This is a genomic window from Blautia sp. TM10-2 (genome assembly GCF_003480845.1).
GTDB classification, from domain to species: Bacteria; Bacillota; Clostridia; order Lachnospirales; family Lachnospiraceae; genus Fusicatenibacter; species Fusicatenibacter saccharivorans.
In genome coordinates this window covers 46,045-65,016 of the sequence record NZ_QUJZ01000018.1, presented here as the reverse complement: position 1 = coordinate 65,016, position 18,972 = coordinate 46,045, and the positions used below count along the sequence as shown (strand labels likewise).

Sequence of the window (18,972 nt, the reverse complement as noted above, 5' to 3'; positions counted from 1 at the left end):
TTTCTTTTATCTTTCCTATGCAGTTTTTGCTTCTTTCGAACCGAGGCACACAATCAGCCAGCCGATGAAGGCCGCAAGAGATGCGCAGATCAGCATCGCGCCAACACCGGCTGCATCGATAAGCCAGCCGCCAAACAGGGAGCTCATTACATTTCCTGCGGTGATGGTCATCGCCATATATGCCTGTCCTTTAATCGAATCCTGCGGCTCCATGATGCCGTCCACGTAATAGACGCAGGCGACGTTGATCAGCGCCCAGCCGAACATCTGGAACGGCTGAACAGCGTAGTATGTCGGAATATTAAAGGCCAGGAAGGTTCCTATGCTTTTCAGGACAAAAAACAGGCCGGAGAGACGGAGCCAGAAAACACTGCTCTTCTTTTTCAGCAGATAGCCGAACAGAAACATCGTTGGCAGCTCGGAAACTGCAGAGATGGTCATCGCATTTCCCATCTCACCGCTGCCACCACCTTTTGCCATTGCAATCTGATAATTGAAGCTGTTAATCAGGCTATGTGACATAAAGATCAGAATGCAGCCAAGCAGTACTACCACGAAGGACGGATACCGTTTCAGAAAATCGACCGGACCGGCTGCTCCTGTCTCTTCTTTTTCTGCTTCTGCTTTTTTCCTGTCCTTTTTAAACGGAAAGCGAAATACACAGATGAGGAAAAGAATGGTCAGTGCGATAGCCCAGATCGGAATCATGTCTGCTCCAAAGGATGCGGTCAGCCGGCCGAGCAGCCATGATGCAATCGCATATGCAACGGAACCCATGCCGCGCCCGATTCCGTAATCAAGTTCCTCTCCCTGGCGGATCGTCTCCATACCAAGAGAATTAACGAACGGAATCATCAGCATCAGCATCGTAATGCTTGCGCCGTACAGCAGTGTCCTTACCACCATAGAACTGCTTTCTGCCGTTGCAGCAAGGGAAATGATAAGAACAAGCTGAATCAGGTTCGCTCCAAGGAGCATTGTTCGTACGGACGGGCTTTCCGGCCGATCTGCGTAGGATGCCAGCGCAGGCTGCAGAACCGCTGACACGATACAGCCAACTGCCGTCAGAAGGCCGATTTGTGTGTTTGTGAAGCCTTTTTCAAGAAGATAAACGCTGGCATACCCCATCAGTGCCGCGTATCCCATCCAGTAGCAGCCCTGAATCGTGCCGTAGCGCACGGACAGGTGTTTTTTCATGTTTTTGTCCCCCTTTTTCTACAACTTTTCCCTTATCGTAGCGTATTCTGCAGAAAATAGCAACTCAAAATCAACAATAAAACTATTTGGAATTTTTTCGAAATGCTTATTGACTTTTCGCTTTCCATGTGATAAAAAGTATTTAGATGAATTTCTAATTAATTTGCATTCATACTGCCGGAAAGGAGGTTTCCATGGCATTCGCAGAAACGTTTAAAGCTCTCTCCGATCCTGTCCGGCGAAGGATTCTGGAGCTTCTGAAAAACGAAAGACTTTCTGCCGGGGAGATCGGATCGCACTTTGATATGGCAGGTGCAACCATCTCCTACCATCTCGGTATTCTGAAAAAAGCAGACCTTGTGCTGGAATCCCGGGAGAAAAATTTTATTTATTATGAACTCAACACTTCCGTCCTGGAAGAAATCATGCTCTGGATTTCAGAGCTCAAAGGAGGCACTTCTGATGTGGAAAAAATATAAAACAACACTGATTCTGACAACACTCATTTCTCTTTTTCCGATGGTGATCGGACTTCTGCTCTGGAATCGCATGCCGGACACCATTGCCACCCATTTTGGCACAAACAATGTTCCAAACGGCTGGAGCAGCAAAACGATGGCAGTGATCGGTATTCCTCTGTTTCTTGCCGCTCTGCAGATTTTTACCGCTGTTCTCACTTTTTCTGATCCGAAGCGGCAGAACATCGGCCCGAAGATGATCCGTCTTGTTCTGTGGATCATACCTGTAACCTCTCTGATCGTCTGCTGCTCCATCTACGCAAACGCAGTCGGCATCGCAGTTGATATCGGTTTTGTTAGCAATGGGATTGTCGGCCTTCTCTTTATTCTCATCGGCAATTACATGCCAAAATGCAAACAGAACTACACAACCGGCATCAAGGTTCCATGGACCCTTCACAGTCAGGAAAACTGGAACCGCACTCACCGCCTCGCCGGCTGGGTTTGGATCATCGGCGGCGTTGCCATGATCGTAAACAGCTTTCTGCAGCTTGAATGGATTTTATTTCTCACGATCGCAGCGCTGGTTTTGATTCCGATCGGATATTCCTTTCTCCTGTTTAAAAAAGGAATCTAAACCCGGAGAATTTTTTATAAGAAAATTCAACGAAGTTTCCTGTTTAAAAAAGCTTCTGTTCTTCCCTTTTTCCGGGAGGAACAGAAGCTTTTTTATTTCGCGATTTTTATATCTATAAGGAAATGATTCCTATTTTTATACTTATTCTATTGGATGCAGATTTTTCAATGATACATCAAGAATCGGTGCAGAATGCGTCAGTGCACCGCTGGAAACATAGTCTACGCCGGTGTCGAGGATAGTGGCGATATTTTCTTTTGTCACATTTCCGGAGCACTCGGTTTTTGCTCTGCCGTTGATGACGGCTACCGCCTCTTTCATCTGCGCCGGAGTCATATTGTCGAGCATGATAATGTCGGCACCTGCATCTGCTGCTTCGCGGACCATATCGAGGTTTTCACACTCGACTTCAATCTTACGCACAAACGGAGCATAATCGCGTGCCATCTCGATCGCTTTTGTGACACTGCCTGCAGCTCCAATATGGTTGTCCTTTAACAGAACGCCGTCGGACAGATTGTAGCGGTGATTCTGGCCGCCACCGATTTTGACTGCATATTTTTCAAAAATACGCATATTCGGGGTCGTTTTTCTGGTATCGAGAAGGGTCGTTTTGGAACCTTCGAGCAGCTTCGCAACGCTTCTCGTATACGTTGCGATTCCGCTCATCCGCTGCAGATAATTGAGCGCGGTTCTCTCACCGGACAGCAGAACACGGATATCGCCGTTTACGGTTGCGAGCAGATCGCCTTTTTTGACTTCATCGCCGTCTTTCACATACGGAATAATCTCGGTTTTCTCATCGAGCAGCGTAAATACTCTTGCAAATACTTCCATACCGGCAATGACGCCGTCCTGTTTGCAGAGAAGCTGTACCGTTCCCTGGCAGGCTTCTGGCATGACAGCATTCGTGGTTACATCTTCACTGGAGATATCTTCCTGCAGCGCCAACAGCAGCAGATTATCCACATTTAGTGTTCTTGTGATTGGATTCATATTTGTCTTCCTTTCTGATCGCATCCCAGATGCTCTCTTTGCAGCGTTCTGCATATTCTTCCATATCCTGGTAATCTTCTTTTCTAATATCGTACCGTTTTGCAAGGAGCTTCCATTCATCTTCCTTCGGCTCCGTTGCCGTTTCTTTGCGGTCTGCGTTCTCTACAAGACCCTCTGCGGCCCATTCGGCAGCCATCTTCTTTGCCGCGCGCTCTGCGAATACAAGGCTCTCCAGCAGAGAATTGCTTGCCAGACGGTTTGCACCGTGCACGCCGTTGCAGCTCGTCTCACCTGCTGCATACAGATGATCCATCGTCGTTTCGCTATTGCTGTCTACCTTGACGCCGCCCATAAAGTAATGCTGTGCCGGTACAACCGGAATCGGTTCTTTCGTGATATCGTATCCCTCTTCCAGGCATTTCTGGTAAATATTCGGGAACCGTTCTTTTACATCGAGCGGAATCGTTTTCAGGGAAAGCCATACGTGCTTCGTGTGGTCCTTTTCCATCTGACGGTGGATCTCACGGGATACCATGTCACGCGGCTGCAGTTCATCGGTGAAACGCTCGCCATTTTTATCGAGCAGTACAGCGCCCTCTCCGCGGACAGATTCGGAAATCAGGAAACGGCGGCCTTTCTTTTGGGAATACAGCGTTGTTGGGTGAATCTGTACGTAATTGACATTTTTCAGTGCTACGTTCCTGTGGATCGCAATTGCAAGTGCATCTCCTGTCAGATGCGGGAAGTTCGTAGAATTGTCATAAATTCCGCCAATACCGCCGCACGCCCAGATCACATCCCTGGCATAAACCGGAACCAGCTTTCCTTCTTCATCCCGGATCAGAACACCCTCGCAGCCATTTTTGCCGGAAAGAATATCACACATTTCCGTGTGCGCAAGAAGCGTCACGTTCGGCAGCTTTTTTACCTGCGCGAGAAGCTTGCTCGTAATCTCCTTTCCGGTTACATCGTCGTGGAACAGGATGCGGTTGGTAGAATGTGCGCCTTCTTTCGTATAGCAGAGTTCTCCGTTCTCATCGCGACGGAAATCCACACCCCAGGCAATGAGCTGATTGATAACATTTCGGGAAGAACGGATCATAATGTCGACGGATTCCGGCGTATTTTCATAGTGCCCGGCATGCATCGTATCTTCATAGAACGCATCGTAATCGCTCTCGTTTTTCAGAACACAAATACCGCCCTGTGCGAGGAAGGAGTCGCTGTCCTCGGTATCTGCTTTTGTTATCATCAGAATATCGGCTTCCTGGGGCAGATGAAGTGCCGTAAAGCATCCTGCCACACCGCATCCTACAATCACTGCATCATAATACTTTTTCATTTCGTTTCCTCTTTTCCGCTTCTGCGTTCTGCTTATTTTGTTACTTTGCAAGCTCGAGCATTCTTAACAGCGGCGCATGTGCGTCTGAAATTTCCTGTTCGCTTAACAGAACTTCATTCTCCTCGTTTTCCAGTGCTTCTATTAATTTGTCCAATGTTACTTTTTTCATATTTGGGCAGATCTGCGTATTTCCCACTGCATAAAACTTCTTATCCGGGCAGCGCTTTTTCAGCTCCGCGAAAACACCAAGCTCGGTTGCAACGAGAAACTCGGTATCTTTACTTGCCTCGGCATATTTGATGATGCCTGCGGTGCTTCCGACATAATCGGCAAGTGCAACGACTTCACTTCTGCACTCCGGGTGAACGAGAAGCTTTGCCTGCGGGCGCGCTTCCTTTGCAGCCTTTGCGGCTTCCGGGCGGATGGCAGCATGTACGTGGCAGAAACCGTCATTTAAGATGATATGTTTCTCCGGCACCTGCTCAGCCACATAGGTACCAAGATGCTCATCAGGGATAAAGAAGATGTCGTGGTTCGGCAGTTCTTTTACAATTTTTACTGCGTTGGAGGAGGTGACACAGACGTCGGAATGACTTTTTAATTCCGCGGTGGAATTGACATAGCATACGACAGCCACATCCGGGTACTCTTGCCGGACTTCCTTGATTTTTTCAATCGCTGCCATGTGAGCCATCGGACAGTCGGCATGCAGATCTGGGAGCAGTACTTTTTTGCCCGGGTTTAAGATTTTGGCGCTCTCACCCATGAAACGAACGCCGCAGAGAACGATGACACTGGCGTCCACTTTCGTCGCCATGTCGCTTAAGTAATACGAATCCCCGATGTAATCGGCAATTTCCTGCACCTCATCCGGCACGTAATAGTGTGCCATGATGACAGCGTTTTTTTCTTTCTTTAATGCTTCCAGCTTTTCTCTTCTGGTATCCATTGGTTTTGTTTCCTTCCTATTTTTACTATAACGATTCAGAACCCTGAATCGTGATATTTTTTTAACACTTTAGCGCTTAGTATACCACAACTTTTGTCATGTGACAAGACAGTTGTAATATCCATTGTACATTTTTTTCTTTCCTGCCTTTCCCTTCCCTGTAGTCTATCATAGGAAGTACTTGTCTAAGATACAAAAATCTGTGACGCAGTAATTCACGTTCTGCAGTGCTGAAGTTTTGCATTATTTTCTGGGACTGCTATAAAAAACACCCGGAAGTTTGACGGTTGAATAATGATCTACAAAAAAAAACGGCCACAATACCCATATTTACTGGGTTTGTAACCGTTTTATCACCATACAGCTGTCAAAGACGGGATTCTATCATTTCACCTCTGGTATCTCACTATTTACCATTTCTTCCGCCGTATCTTCTTCTATTTCTGTCTTTGTCACCTGTTTGATATGCTTTTTTTTCAGATGCAGATATACGAATTCCCGAAAAATAGTATAGAACACGGAAAGCAACGGAATAAAAACAAGCATACCTATAATTCCCATAAGATTTCCGCCGATCGTAACTGCTGCAAGAACCCAAATCGATGGAAGCCCTACAGACTCACCCACAACATGAGGATAGATCAGATTTCCCTCGATCTGCTGCAGCACCAGAAATACTATAATAAATAAAATTGCCTGTTTCGGATTTACCATAAAGATCAAAAAGCTTCCCACTGCACACCCGATGAAGGCTCCGAAAATCGGGATCAATGCCGTAAACGCAATTAAAACTCCAATCAAAAGTGCATATGGCATCCTCAAAATGCTCAATATCACAACAAACATACAGCCAAGGATCACGGCTTCCAGACACTGACCTGTAAGAAAATTTGCAAATGTCTGATAAGTCAGAGAGCAGACTTTAAGAAAAGCATCTGCTTTTTCCTTTGGAAGAAAAGCGAAAAATACTTTTCGAATCTGCACCTGCAGCGTTTCCTTCTGAAAAAGGACATAGCAGGCAAAGGAAAATGCAACAAAAAAGGCTGCCAATCCACTAACTATGGAACCCACTGCTGACATTGTGATATTCATCATATTTCCTGCACCATTTCCAAGTAGGCTTATCCCCCACTTGATCGCCTGATCCGGATTAAACTGTACCTGATCTACAAGCTTCATGATTTCCTGGTTATTATGGGAAAACTCCCGGATCCAGCTTTGCATCTGCGGAATAAAATCAGCGATACTCATCATCAGGGTTCCTATTGTCCGCGTAAGCTGCGGAATCACACCAAACATCACCAGTACAATCACGCCAACCGCAAATACGATCGTGAGGAACAGGCTTATCGGTCTTGCCAGTTTTTCGACTATCTTATTTTCTTTTTTTGCCCTTCCAAAAATTTTCTTTTCCAAAAAGCTCATTGGCACGTTGGTCACAAATGCGATCGCTCCGCCAAGTACAAATGGAAATACGATCCCCCATATTGCTTTCAACACATCGAGTACCACATTAAACTTCCACAGTGCGACCACAAGAAATGCTGTAAACACAATAAGTTCCCGGATTTTTTTTACAGATTTTTTACTTATATCCACTATCATTCTCCTCTTTTTCTTAATTTCATGCGTATCCATTTAAGTAGCTGAATAATCGGAAAACTTGCAAACGCAAATTTTCAAACTCAAATTACTCCCCTTTATTAGACCTAATCGTATAACAGAATCGGTACCTCTGTCAAGATTTTTGAAATTATATTTAAAGTATAATAAGATATAGTCGCTATTTTCTTTCTTGCCTTTTCCCTTCCCTATGGTCTATAATAGAAAGTACTTGTCTAAGATACGAAATTGCTGATAAAGGAGCATTCTATATGAACAAAAAGGAAATTGCCGAAATTAAAAAACTGTTTACCCCATCCCACTGTGCGATCACGCGAATCTGCGGATGCTATGTGGATGCGGAAAAGAATATTAAGACAAAATTAAAAGAAGCGTTTCTCTCTCTCGAAGAGGAAGAAATGTTTAAGTATTTTAAGATTTTTAAAAGCACCCTCTCCGGTACCATCGGAAAGAATCTGCTGAATATGGAGTTCCCGCTCTCCCAGGAAAGTGAGGGCGGCACACAGGAGTTTCTCTTAAAACTCCGCAACAGTGAGCTGAAGGACGAAGCGCTGATTGATGAATTTTATGAAAAGGTGATGGCGGATTATCTCTATCCGGAAAACTACTATATTATTCTGATCCATGGTGCATACGATGTACCGGGACGCGCTTCTGATAATCTGGATATGGACGATGCTTCCGATTACGTCTATGAATTTATCCTCTGCAGCATCTGCCCGGTAAAACTCGACAAACCGGGTCTCTGCTACAATGTGTCCCACAATACGATTGAAAACCGCGTGCAGGACTGGGTGGTCGGCGCACCGGAAAACGGTTTTCTCTTCCCGGCCTTCACAGACCGCAACACGGATATCCACAATCTGCTGTATTTCACGAAAAACGCAGAGATGGATCAGCCGGACTTTCTCGACCACTTCCTGGGCTGTCAGGCGCCGCTTTCCGCGAAATCTCAGAAAGAAACGTTTCAGTCTATTATAGAAGAAACTCTCGATTCCGCCTGTGATTTTTCTACTGTTATGACCATTCAGGAGAACTTAAATACCATGATTGAAGAGCGGAAAGACGATCCGGAACCGGTGGTGCTCGATAAACACGAGGTAAAACGTCTGCTCGCCAGCAGCGGCGTACCGAATGAACAGCTTGACGAGTTCGACGAGAAGTACGAATCCATTGCGGATGAGAAAGCAAGCTTCGTTGCCTCGAACGTGGCCAGTACACGGAACTACGAGATCCGCACCCCGGATGTTATCATCAAAGTCAGCCCGGAAAAGGCCCAGCTCATCGAAACCCGTACGATCGACGGAACACCGTATATTCTGATCGAGGCAGCCGATGAAGTGGAAATCAACGGAATTCTTTTAAAACCGTCACGGCCATCCGATGCGGATGATACCGAATTTTAACAGCCAAATGACAGCGAGTCTTTCTCATTGTCCGAAAAAAAAAGCGGCAGTCCCAGACAAAAGGGCTGCCGCTTTTTCTTCCTTTTATTTATGCTTAGCAGAGTGCTTTTCCAAGTGCAATGCATGCTGCCTCAGCTTCATCATCTGGCGCGTCTGCGCAGATCACGCTGTCGCATACCAGCTCGGCGCCATCATTTTTGCAGCTTTCTTCCCAGGTGCGCATCCACTCGCCGTCTCCCCATCCATAGGAACCGAACAGAGCGATTTTCTTTCCGGAGAGTTTGGATTCACATGCGGAGAACATTGGCTCGAACTCGGTATCTTCCAGCTCTTCTGCCCCCATAGCCGGGCATCCGAAAGCGATTGCATCGTATGCATCTACATCATCCGCAGAGAAATCTGCGCAAGTCAGAACAGAAACTTCTGCGCCTGCCTCTTTTGCTCCCTCTGCTACTTTCTGTGCCATCATTTCTGTGTTGCCGGTTCCACTCCAATAAACTACTGCTACTTTGCTCATGTTTCAAATCCTTCTTTCTTTATTTTCTGATTCCGGGGGATTTTTCTTTCCCCGATCCTACTGCCCTTTTTATGGTATGCAGGATTTTATGTTAAACAGCTACGGTGAGCTGTAAAACGCTTCTTCCCTGCTTCCAGAGACGCAGATACACGTTTCTGCATTTCTGATAGCGCTGAAATGTTTTCTGTGTTTCGCACTCATTGCAATAGACCTTCCAGCATCCCTTGCATTTATAATTGTGGCCTTTGTTCTCAATAAAACCGATCACATCACCGAGCGGATAGTTGAGAAACACACCGATCTCATGCGGAAATCCTTCTTTACACTCTGCTACCCGGGTTTTCAGGCGATTCAGTGCATAGGCAATGTCTGTATTTTCATATCCATAGGATTTTAAAAACGCTGCATTCTCCGGATTTTCCAGCTCCTTCTGGAGAAGCCCTTCACGGTACACATAGACCAGTGCTCTCGTCTCATGCTCCCGCAATACAAAGATGTGAATTCCTTTTGGTTCCAGACAGGCACTCCAGTATGAAATCTGATCTTCCAGTTCTTCTTTGGATGAAAATGTCATATTACATAAATTTGCGGCTTTGATGGAAGCCAGCGTTGCCGAACAGTGTTCGATCAGAAATCTCTCAATCATGCCTTTTACGTCTCCTTCTTACATTGCTGCTGCGCAGTGCTCATCTAATACCGAGCGAAGTGCGGTGGCACTGCTGGTATGGATTCTTGCGATCGGAATATTGTTTTTCTTTGCTTCCTGGGAAGCAGTGATGACCATTTTGTGGGATACGGTGTTGGTAAAGAGAATCATCAGATCCGGATTCCCAATTTTTTTCTTAACGGAGCCATGCTCTTTCGGGAACACCTTTGCTTTACATCCATAGTCTTTACAGATATCTGTATATTGACACACCATTCTTTCATTTCCACCGATAATTACGACACTCATCTTCTCTACCTGCCTTTCTGTTGTTATCTTATGCTACTTGAAATTAGTTTATTCTAACTCCTGTGTTTTAAGAAAGAATCCCTCTACCGGGATCCCGTATGATTTTTGGTTTTATCCGTTGTACTTTAGTTAGCTACATCTAACTGTTGGGTATATCATACCGTTTTTGTCGGATTTTGTCAAGGATATCCTGCAAATTTTTCCGGCTTTTCTTGAGAAAATTGTATCATTTTCTTTTTCACATCACGCTGGTGAAAGAATATTCGCAATGGAAGCAGAGACTTTCCCTGCTTTTGTTAAAAAGCCGCTGGAATCTTAAGAAGAAGACTCCGGCGGCTTTCCCGTTGCTATTCTGTTCTGTTTTTTATACCGGCTCGTCCAGCAGGTTACCCATACTCTTTAAGCCAATGTAAAGAGTAGATGTATTGTGAAGCAGTGCGGAAGTGGTTGGCTGTAAAATACCGCCCACGCCGAGCAGAATCAGTCCGGCATTGAACGTAACGATAAAGCGGTAATTCTTATGAATCCGTTTCATCAGACGGTTGCTCAGCATACGAAGCACCAGAATTTCTGCCAGATCGTCTGCGGCAACGGTGATATCCGCGATCTCACGCGCAATCTCTGCGCCCTCGCTGATGGCGATTCCAACGTCTGCGGCAGAAAGTGCCGGTGAATCGTTAATACCGTCACCGATCATAATGACTTTACGTCCCTCTGCTTTTTCTTTCTCCACAAAGTTTGCCTTATCCTCCGGCAGTACCTCAGCATAGTACTCGTCCACGCCGACCTTCTTCGCGATCGCTTTTGCCGTGCGCTCGCTGTCTCCGGTCATCATGACGATCTTTTTCAGACCTGCTTTTTTCAGCTGACGGATAATTTCGGCCGCCTCCGGACGAAGCGGATCCTCAATGCAGATAACTGCTGCAAGTACACCTTCTAAGGCAAGATAGAGATGAGAATACTCCTCCGGCAGATGACGGAACTTCTCTTCCATTCCTTCCAGAATGATACTGTTCTCATCCTCAAATACGAAGTGATAACTTCCAATAATCGCTTTTTCGCCATTGATCGTTGTAGAAATACCGTGTGCAACGATATATTCTACTTTGGAGTGCATCTCCTCGTGATCCAGATGTTTCTCTTTTGCCGCGTCTACTACGGCTTTTGCCATGGAATGCGGAAAATGCTCTTCCAGGCAGGCTGCGATGCGCAGAAGCTCATCCGGGCTCTTTGTTTCGCTGAAGGATACCACCTCTGCTACGGTCGGCTGCGCTTTTGTCAGTGTTCCGGTCTTATCGAAAACGATCGTATCCGCTTCCGCCACAGCCTCCAGGAATTTACCGCCCTTTACGGTGATCTTGTGCTGGTTTGCCTCGCGGATTGCAGAGAGAACGGAAATCGGCATGGCAAGTTTTAACGCACAGGAGAAGTCTACCATCAGAATAGAGAGTGCTTTCGTTGCATTTCTGGTCAGAAGATACGTCAACGCCGTTCCGCCAAGGGAATACGGTACAAGACGGTCTGCCAGATGCTCTGCCTTGCTCTCCAGTCCGGATTTCAGTTTCTCGGACTCTTCGATCATCGCGGTAATCTTCTCGTAACGGCTGGATCCGCCGGTCTGCTTCACAAGAATGGTAAGCTCGCCCTCCTCAAGAACCGTTCCCGCATAGACAACGGAACCTAAGGTACGGCGTACCGGAACAGATTCTCCGGTCAGAGAAGCCTGGTTTACCATACCCTCGCCGTTGGATACCTCGCCGTCGAATGGAATCAGATTTCCCATATGTACGACAATCTCGTCGCCCGCAACAATTTTTTCAGACGGAACGAGAATTTCCTGGCCGTCTTTTTTCAGCCATACCTTTCCGACGTTCAGCGACATGCTGCGTGCCAGATCTCCGACGGATTTTTTATGCGTCCATTCCTCAAGCAGCTCTCCTACGCCGAGCAGGAACATGACAGAGCCTGCGGTTCCATAGTCGCCGCGGAGCATCGAAACACCGATTGCGGTTGCATCAAGAACCGGAACTTCGATCTTTCCCTGTGCCAGTGTCTGGATTCCTTTCCAGATATATTTTACGGAAACAACCGTAGTATAGATGGCACGGATCGGTGCCGGAAGAAGCCATTTTCTTCCAAAGTGGTAAATCACTTTGCTGATCAGCTTTTCCTGATATTCGTTGTTTAACGCTCTGCCGGAGCTCTCAAGCAGTCCGGTCGGCAGCTCTACTTCCTCGTAGTGGAAGAGCTGTATCATCCGAATCACAGCGGCTCGTTCTCCCTCGTAACAGATCACGGCATCGCCGGTTCTGTCATATACCTTCGCGAAAGATACCTGGTTCTGATTCTGCAGATAGTACAGCAGTGTCTCTGCCTGTACGGAGGACATGCGCTTCTGTGCCAGATGGATTCGGATTCTGCCTCTGCTTTCGTGTTTAATATAAAATTTCAAATCTTATGCCTCCTAGAAAAACACCTGCAGAGAATTCTGCAGGCGTTTTGTTTTTTCCGTATGAATACGACGTAAATCAGATGTTGCTGTGTACAGCTTATGCCTCAACCGTATCCTCTGCTTCTGCTTCAACAGCTTCCTCTGCTGTCTCTTCAGCTACATCCTCTACTGCCTCTTCTGCTGCTTCACGCTCTTCGTTGATCTGTTTTGCGTCAGCATAGATGTCCTCCGCATTCTCCTGGATGGTCGTTACCGTATCCATAACAACTTTCTTTGCACGAAGAACAGCTGCGGTGCAGTTGGTGTAAAGTTTTTTCGCATCCTTGCTGGACAGTGCTTTGATACCTGCTGTTCCGAATAATACTCCTGCTGCGAAAAGTCCTGGATGTTTTAAATCTTTGATTGTCATATTACATTTCCTCCTGTTATTAAAATAAATTTTTTCTGAATTTTACATTTTCCCCCGCTGTGGTTCACAGTATAGCACTCACCTGCTCGGTTAGACAATACGTACAGTTCTTTTTGATAATTATTTTCATTAAAACAGGGAAAACGGAAGGAATTTTCACCCGTTTTCCCCGTTTTTCAGCCTTCCACCGCTGAAACAATCACATTTTCAATATCCTGATTCTGAATATAGCCCTTTGCCTTCAGTCCGGATTTCATCACGTCCATCCACATCTCTCCGCTTAAGCGGCAGATGGTATGATCGCTCAGTTCTACGGTACAGCCCTGATCTTTGAAGCATTCTTCTCCACAGGCAATCTTGTAAAAATTTTTGCGGCTGATTGCACCGATGCTCTCCAGTGTATTCACCATGCGATACACCGTAGCAGGCCCGATGCTGCTGTCTTTCTGCAGAGCTTTATAGTAAATTTCTTTACAGCAGGAGCACTCCTCTTCCAGGATAATATCGAGCAGAATCCGTCTCTGTCTGGTTATTCTGCATCCCTGTTCCCGGAGCTTCTGAATAATCAGTTCTCGCTTCATCTGTGTTCTGTGATAATTTCTGGCTTCATGCTTTGTCTGTTCCTGCGGCATACGTTCTACCTCCTGATGATGATTCCTGTCCTGTCAGTCGCAATGTCCCTTGCACTGCCCGCAGTTACCACCACAGCTTCCCTTGCCGCTTTTTTTATCTTTAATCATACTGCGTACTGCAAGTCCTACCAGACCAACAACGACTACAAGTGTGATAAAAGTTCCCATAGAAACAACTCCTTTCTTTTCAAAAGAGTCCGCATCCTGCAGCGGATGCCGGATACGGACTCTTCATCAGATACATGTTCTCTATCTGTCACAGCAATTATTTGCTGAACATTTTGTTGGTGGAAACGCTCAGAGTTGCGCTCTCTTTGTAAGGTCTTACCAGCAGATATACAAATCCGATGATGAGCAGAACAGCAACTACCGTTCCGATTCCAAAACCGCCGCCGATGAACAGGTTACCGATCTGATAGATGCACAGGGATACAACATAGGCAAGCAGTGTCTGATATCCGATTGCAGTAAAAAACCATTTGGTATTGTTCATCTCACGTTTGATTGCACCCATTGCTGCGAAGCACGGTGCGCACAGAAGGTTGAATACCAGGAAGGAATAAGCTGCTACCGTAGATAAGCTTCCTGCGAGCTGTCCCCAGATCTCGGCACCGTCTTCTGCAACTTCACCAAAGCCGAACAGGATACCAAAGGTACCAACAACGTTCTCTTTTGCGATCAGTCCGGAAACAGCTGCAACAGCCATCTTCCAGTCGCCCCATCCAAGAGGTGCAAACAGAGGAGCGATCACGCTTCCGATGGAAGCCAGGATACTGTCATTTAACTGCTCAGCTTCCAGCATTCCGAAGGATCCGTCAACCCATCCGAAGTTCATCAGGAACCACAGAACGATGGTAGACATCAGGATGATCGTACCGGCTTTTTTGATGAAAGACCAGCCACGCTCCCACATGCTGCGGAGAACGTTGCTTACCGTCGGCCAGTGGTAAGCCGGAAGCTCCATAACAAACGGAGCCGGATCGCCAGCGAACAGTTTTGTTTTTTTCAGGATGATACCGGAGCAGATGATTGCTGCGATACCAACGAAGTAAGCACTTGGTGCAACCCAGGAAGCTCCATTAAACAGGGCGCCTGCGATCAGGGCGATGATTGGAAGTTTTGCTCCACAAGGTACAAACGTTGTTGTCATGATGGTCATTTTACGGTCACGGTCATTCTCGATGGTACGGGAAGCCATGATACCAGGAACACCACAACCACTTCCGATCAGCATCGGAATGAAGGATTTTCCGGAAAGTCCAAATTTACGGAAGATACGATCCATGATGAATGCAACACGCGCCATGTAACCGCAGGACTCCAGAAATGCCAGGAACAGGAACAGTACCAGCATCTGCGGTACGAATCCAAGTACGGCACCAACACCGGCAACAATACCATCCAGGATCAGACCCTGCAGCCAGTCAGCGCAGTGGATCGCGTTCAGCAGATTTTCAATGGCCGGCGGAATGATCTCTCCAAAGAGTACATCGTTGGTCCAGTCCGTTACAAAAGTACCTACTGTTGTGACAGATACATAATATACAACCCACATAACAACTGCAAAGATCGGAAGTGCCAGCCAGCGGTTGGTTACGATCCGGTCGATCTTATCCGATGTTGTCATGGCGTTTTTCTTGTTCTTTGTGACACAGTCACCGATGATGCTGGAAATATAAACGTAACGCTCGTTTGTAATAATACTCTCGGTATCGTCATCAAATTTGTCTTCCAGCTGTTTGATCTCGGCAGATACATCCGGAACGGATTTCATCTGCTCTGTGATCTTATCATCTTTCTCCAGAAGTTTGATTGCAAAGAAGCGTTTCTGCTCATTTACAATATCACTTCCGAGTTTGCTCTCAACGGTGCGGATGACTGCCTCCACATCCTTGTCAAACTCATGAACCGGTACAGCAGCACCTTTTTTCTGTGCAATCTGCACTGCTTTATCAGCAGCTTCTTTGATTCCGGTTCCTTTCAGAGCAGAGATGGTTACAACTTCACAGCCCAGCTTTTTCGCCAGTTTGTCGATATGTATTTTGTCTCCGTTCTTCTCAACAATATCCATCATGTTGACAGCCATGATCACCGGAATACCAAGTTCCATGATCTGTGTGGACAGATACAGGTTACGCTCAATGTTGGTACCATCTACGATGTTCAGGATCGCATCTGGTCTTTCATTAATCAGGTAATTTCTGGCTACCACTTCCTCCAGTGTATACGGAGATAAAGAATAGATACCCGGAAGGTCCATGATGGTGACATCTTTGTGGCCTTTGAGCTTTCCTTCTTTTTTCTCGACGGTTACACCTGGCCAGTTTCCTACGAACTGGTTGGAGCCTGTCAGTGCATTGAACAATGTTGTCTTACCGCAGTTCGGGTTTCCTGCGAGTGCAATCTTAATTGCCATTTTTTCCATGCCCCTCTTTCTTTGATTTTTACTGATTTTAATAACTTCACAAGCCTTACCAATATTGGCCACAGCTTGCTTTTGTTAGCATTCGCTAACAAGCAGGCAAAAAAAATTTACTCTACTTCAATCATTTCGGCATCTGCTTTTCTTAAGGATAATTCGTATCCTCTGACGGTTACTTCGACCGGATCGCCGAGCGGAGCAACTTTGCGCACGAATACGTCAACACCCTTGGTGATTCCCATATCCATGATTCTTCTTTTGACCGGACCGGAGCCGTTGAGTTTTACAACTTTAACGGTTTCTCCTACGGAAGTCTCTTTTAAAGTCTTCATCTTCTCTCCTTCTTTCCTATCAAATCAGGATTTTGGCTGCCATATCTTTTCCAACGGCTACCCTGGAATCTTTCACATTCACGATGAGATTGCCGTCGATTTCCGATACGACTGTCACGTTTCCGCCAACGACGAAGCCAAGATTTTCAAGAAATCTTCTGGTCTCTTCTTTTCCGCCAACTTTTCTGATTGTGTAACATTCGCCTGGATTTGCCATCGTTAAAGGCATAGTCAATTACCTCCTGTGTATGATAATGAGTTTCATCTCTATTTCAGTTGTTAGTATATGCTAACGTACGTTAGATGTCAACTGCTTTTTTACTATTTTTTTGTATTTTTTTCTGAAATTTACTCCGTTACTGAGAAAAAGCCTTCGTTAAGAGCCCTGTTTTTTTGAAAAATAAGGCAGAACAGAGAAATTTCGTATCTCCCTGTTCTGCCCTTTTTGCTTTCCATTTCTTTTTAGAAACGGTACATCATCTTATGCCATTTTGCACCGCCATGCGTCGAGTCGGAAAGTTCGATATATTCGTATCCGATCCTTTTGTAGAATGGAATCATATGATCCTTGCATGTAAGAACAACGGCTTTTTTGTCACGCTCTCCTGCGCTTTTTACCATATGACGCATCAGTGCTTCTCCAATGCCCTGTTTCTGGAACTTCGGATTGACGTCCAGTCCGAAAATCATCTGATAATCGCCGTCCGGGTTGTGCAGCGTGGCGTCATGGTAGAGTGCATCCGCCAGATAATCGGTATCCGCACAGCAGCCATTGCAGAAGCCTGCGATTTCGCCATCTTCAGTTTCCGCTACAAAAAAGCTGTTTTTGCAGGTTTTGTACCGCTCCATGAAGTCTTCATAACCTGCCGCCTCGGCAGCCGGGAAACATAGCGCCTCCACCTCGGCTACCTTTTTCAGATCTTCCTCTTTTACCGGACGGATCGTATACTTTACTTTTTGTTTTAAATAGGGCTTCAGTCCCGCAACGACTTCTTCCACCGTTCCATCCACGAACGGATTCTTCAGTCCGGCCAGCTCCAGCAGTGCAAAATATCCTTTGCTTCCGCCTGCCTGGCAGAGACGGTAATAATCGCCCCACGCCTTTTCCGGCTCTTTTTTGAAACGCTCAAAGAACTGGAAAGCACAGATCTGTGCCAGCGCATAATCAATATAATAGAACGGGTTCACAAAGATATGCTGCTTCTGCATCCAGAAACCGCCCTCCTCGAGGAACTTGTGGCCGTCATAATTTCTCCATGGCATATAGGTCAGCTCTAACTGATGCCAGATCGCACGGCGCTCCTTGGCCGTCATGCCGATATTTTCAAATACCTTATGCTGGAACTCATCCACACATACCATGTACGGAATCACTTCCAGCGCGCTCATCAGGTGCGCATAACGGTAATCATCTGCTTTCTCTCCAAAGAATGCATTCATCCAGGGGTATGCGAAATGCTCCATTGTCATCGAGTGAATCTCCGCCACCTCGCTTGTCGGGAATACCATATCCATAAACGGAATCTGTTTTGCCGCCGTATACGCCTCGAATGCATGGCCCGCCTCATGAGTCAGAACATCAACGTCCGCGCTCGTACCATTAAAGTTGGAGAAGATGAACGGCGCCTTGAACGTATTCAGAAATGTGCAGTAACCGCCTGTCTGTTTTCCCGGCTTCGTCTCCAGGTCAAACAGCTCATGCTCCACCATAAAGTCAAAGAACTCACCCGTCTCTTTCGACAGCTCATGGTACATCTTCTGCGCCTTCGCAACCAGTTCCTCCGTCGTTCCTTCCGGAACCGCGTTTCCTTCCGGGAAAATCAGCTCCTCATCGTAATAATGCAGCCTGTCCACTCCAAGCCGTTTCTCCTGCTCCTTCCGAAGCTCCAGGCAGAGCGGTACAATCTTCTCCTTCACCTGCGCACGGAACCTTGCAACATCCTCCGCCGTATAATCGTATCTTCCATAGCTCAGGTAAATAAATTCAATGTAAGAAGAAAATCCCAGCTTCTTCGCAATTTTATCGCGCAGCGGAACCAGCTTGTCATACAGCGCATCCAGCTCCCCGGAAATCTCTTCATACAAATCTCCCCATGCCGTCATCGCCTCTTTCCGCATCTGGCGGTCCGTACTCTGCATCGCCTTCAGAAGTCCATAAAAATTACACGTTTCGCCCTTAAATTTCGTCGAAGCATTCGCCGTAATTTTACTGTACTGCTGCGTCAGATTCGCCTCTTCGATCAGATCCTCCACGATACAGTCGTCCGCTAATTTTTGGCCAACCTCCATATTCTTCACAAAGAATTCCCCAAACTCCTCTGCAAACTCTTTGATAAACGGAGACTCCAGAATCACCTTCTCTGCCTTTTGTATCAGCAGATGGATCGCCGGAATCGTCTCATTCCAGAACTGAACCTCTCCTTCATAAAACGAATCTCTGGTGTCCACCGTATATCTTACCTGCGCCACTTCCGCCATTGTCGCCCAGGCATCCTCGCGCGTTTTTTCTTCCATAAAAAGTCCGCGCAGCTCCTCATATGATTTTGCCTCTTTGAGCGCCTTCGTATACGCTCTTACTTTTTCCTGCTCTGCCTCCATGTCCGGCCTTACGTATTCAATTTCCGAAAACTTTTTCATCTTCTCTT

At 46.4% G+C, this 18,972-nt stretch carries 19 protein-coding genes; 3 read left to right on the top strand and 16 right to left on the bottom strand.

The annotated features are described in order from the left end of the window. Positions 1-15 precede the first annotated feature (15 nt). A complete protein-coding gene (locus DXD92_RS16560) occupies positions 16-1,197 on the bottom strand; it encodes an MFS transporter (protein ID WP_022462760.1) in 1,182 nt (393 codons plus the stop codon). Between the two features lie 194 nt (positions 1,198-1,391). Here DXD92_RS16560 and DXD92_RS16555 point away from each other — a divergent pair, with 194 nt between their 5' ends. Together DXD92_RS16555 and DXD92_RS16550 are read left to right on the top strand one after the other, a co-directional pair. Then, complete coding sequence (locus tag DXD92_RS16555; protein WP_022462759.1) at positions 1,392-1,676, top strand: autorepressor SdpR family transcription factor; 285 nt, start codon at positions 1,392-1,394, stop codon at positions 1,674-1,676. Continuing rightward, a complete protein-coding gene (locus DXD92_RS16550; RefSeq protein ID WP_022462758.1) occupies positions 1,660-2,292 on the top strand; it encodes an SdpI family protein in 633 nt (210 codons plus the stop codon). Before DXD92_RS16555 ends, DXD92_RS16550 begins: the two co-directional genes overlap by 17 nt. Before the next feature lie 141 nt (positions 2,293-2,433). Here the strand turns inward: DXD92_RS16550 and nadC are convergent, their stop codons facing one another. The 4 genes from nadC to DXD92_RS16530 form a co-directional block, all read right to left on the bottom strand. Then, entirely contained in the window at positions 2,434-3,288 is an 855-nt protein-coding gene (gene nadC, locus DXD92_RS16545; RefSeq protein WP_022462757.1) for a carboxylating nicotinate-nucleotide diphosphorylase, read from the bottom strand. Beyond that, the gene (locus DXD92_RS16540; RefSeq protein ID WP_118594892.1) at positions 3,254-4,630 is read right to left on the bottom strand and encodes an L-aspartate oxidase; all 1,377 of its coding nucleotides are present in this window, start codon (positions 4,628-4,630) and stop codon (positions 3,254-3,256) included. The genes nadC and DXD92_RS16540 overlap by 35 nt, the downstream gene beginning before the upstream one ends. A 40-nt stretch (positions 4,631-4,670) precedes the next feature. Continuing rightward, the gene (gene nadA, locus DXD92_RS16535; protein WP_118594893.1) at positions 4,671-5,579 is read right to left on the bottom strand and encodes a quinolinate synthase NadA; all 909 of its coding nucleotides are present in this window, start codon (positions 5,577-5,579) and stop codon (positions 4,671-4,673) included. 384 nt (positions 5,580-5,963) lie between these two features. After that, positions 5,964-7,178 carry an AI-2E family transporter gene (locus DXD92_RS16530; RefSeq protein WP_242991186.1) on the bottom strand — a complete coding sequence of 405 codons (1,215 nt, stop codon included), beginning with the start codon at positions 7,176-7,178 and terminating at the stop codon, positions 5,964-5,966. Between the two features lie 275 nt (positions 7,179-7,453). Between DXD92_RS16530 and DXD92_RS16525 the strand changes: the two genes are divergently transcribed. After that, on the top strand, positions 7,454-8,608 hold the full coding sequence (locus tag DXD92_RS16525; RefSeq protein WP_022462754.1) for a DUF4317 domain-containing protein: 1,155 nt from the start codon (positions 7,454-7,456) through the stop codon (positions 8,606-8,608). A gap of 94 nt (positions 8,609-8,702) precedes the next feature. Here DXD92_RS16525 and DXD92_RS16520 read toward each other — a convergent pair whose 3' ends face one another. The 11 genes from DXD92_RS16520 to DXD92_RS16470 all read right to left on the bottom strand — a co-directional run bounded on the left by DXD92_RS16520 (position 8,703) and on the right by DXD92_RS16470 (position 18,964). Further along, on the bottom strand, positions 8,703-9,125 hold the full coding sequence (locus tag DXD92_RS16520) for a flavodoxin (protein ID WP_022462753.1): 423 nt from the start codon (positions 9,123-9,125) through the stop codon (positions 8,703-8,705). Positions 9,126-9,216: 91 nt separating this feature from the next. Continuing rightward, entirely contained in the window at positions 9,217-9,771 is a 555-nt protein-coding gene (locus tag DXD92_RS16515) for a DUF3793 family protein (RefSeq protein ID WP_055228382.1), read from the bottom strand. Between the two features lie 18 nt (positions 9,772-9,789). Beyond that, positions 9,790-10,080 carry a DUF2325 domain-containing protein gene (locus tag DXD92_RS16510; RefSeq protein WP_022462751.1) on the bottom strand — a complete coding sequence of 97 codons (291 nt, stop codon included), beginning with the start codon at positions 10,078-10,080 and terminating at the stop codon, positions 9,790-9,792. A gap of 364 nt (positions 10,081-10,444) precedes the next feature. Next, positions 10,445-12,532, bottom strand: a complete 2,088-nt coding sequence (locus DXD92_RS16505; RefSeq protein ID WP_118594894.1) for a heavy metal translocating P-type ATPase — start codon at positions 12,530-12,532, stop codon at positions 10,445-10,447. Positions 12,533-12,629: 97 nt separating this feature from the next. Further along, complete coding sequence (locus DXD92_RS16500) at positions 12,630-12,941, bottom strand: DUF6110 family protein (RefSeq protein WP_022462749.1); 312 nt, start codon at positions 12,939-12,941, stop codon at positions 12,630-12,632. A gap of 176 nt (positions 12,942-13,117) precedes the next feature. Further along, entirely contained in the window at positions 13,118-13,573 is a 456-nt protein-coding gene (locus DXD92_RS16495) for a transcriptional repressor (protein ID WP_022462748.1), read from the bottom strand. A gap of 33 nt (positions 13,574-13,606) precedes the next feature. Next, complete coding sequence (locus DXD92_RS16490; RefSeq protein ID WP_022462747.1) at positions 13,607-13,741, bottom strand: FeoB-associated Cys-rich membrane protein; 135 nt, start codon at positions 13,739-13,741, stop codon at positions 13,607-13,609. Positions 13,742-13,838: 97 nt separating this feature from the next. Beyond that, positions 13,839-15,989, bottom strand: coding sequence for a ferrous iron transport protein B (gene feoB, locus DXD92_RS16485; RefSeq protein ID WP_022462746.1), 2,151 nt, complete (start codon positions 15,987-15,989; stop codon positions 13,839-13,841). A 116-nt stretch (positions 15,990-16,105) separates the two neighbouring features. Continuing rightward, positions 16,106-16,327, bottom strand: a complete 222-nt coding sequence (locus DXD92_RS16480) for a FeoA family protein (RefSeq protein WP_022462745.1) — start codon at positions 16,325-16,327, stop codon at positions 16,106-16,108. Between the two features lie 19 nt (positions 16,328-16,346). Beyond that, positions 16,347-16,556, bottom strand: coding sequence for a FeoA family protein (locus tag DXD92_RS16475; protein WP_022462744.1), 210 nt, complete (start codon positions 16,554-16,556; stop codon positions 16,347-16,349). A 233-nt stretch (positions 16,557-16,789) separates the two neighbouring features. Continuing rightward, positions 16,790-18,964 (bottom strand): M3 family oligoendopeptidase, encoded by a 2,175-nt coding sequence (locus DXD92_RS16470; RefSeq protein ID WP_118594895.1) that lies wholly within the window; start codon positions 18,962-18,964, stop codon positions 16,790-16,792. Between the last annotated feature and the right edge of the window lie 8 nt (positions 18,965-18,972).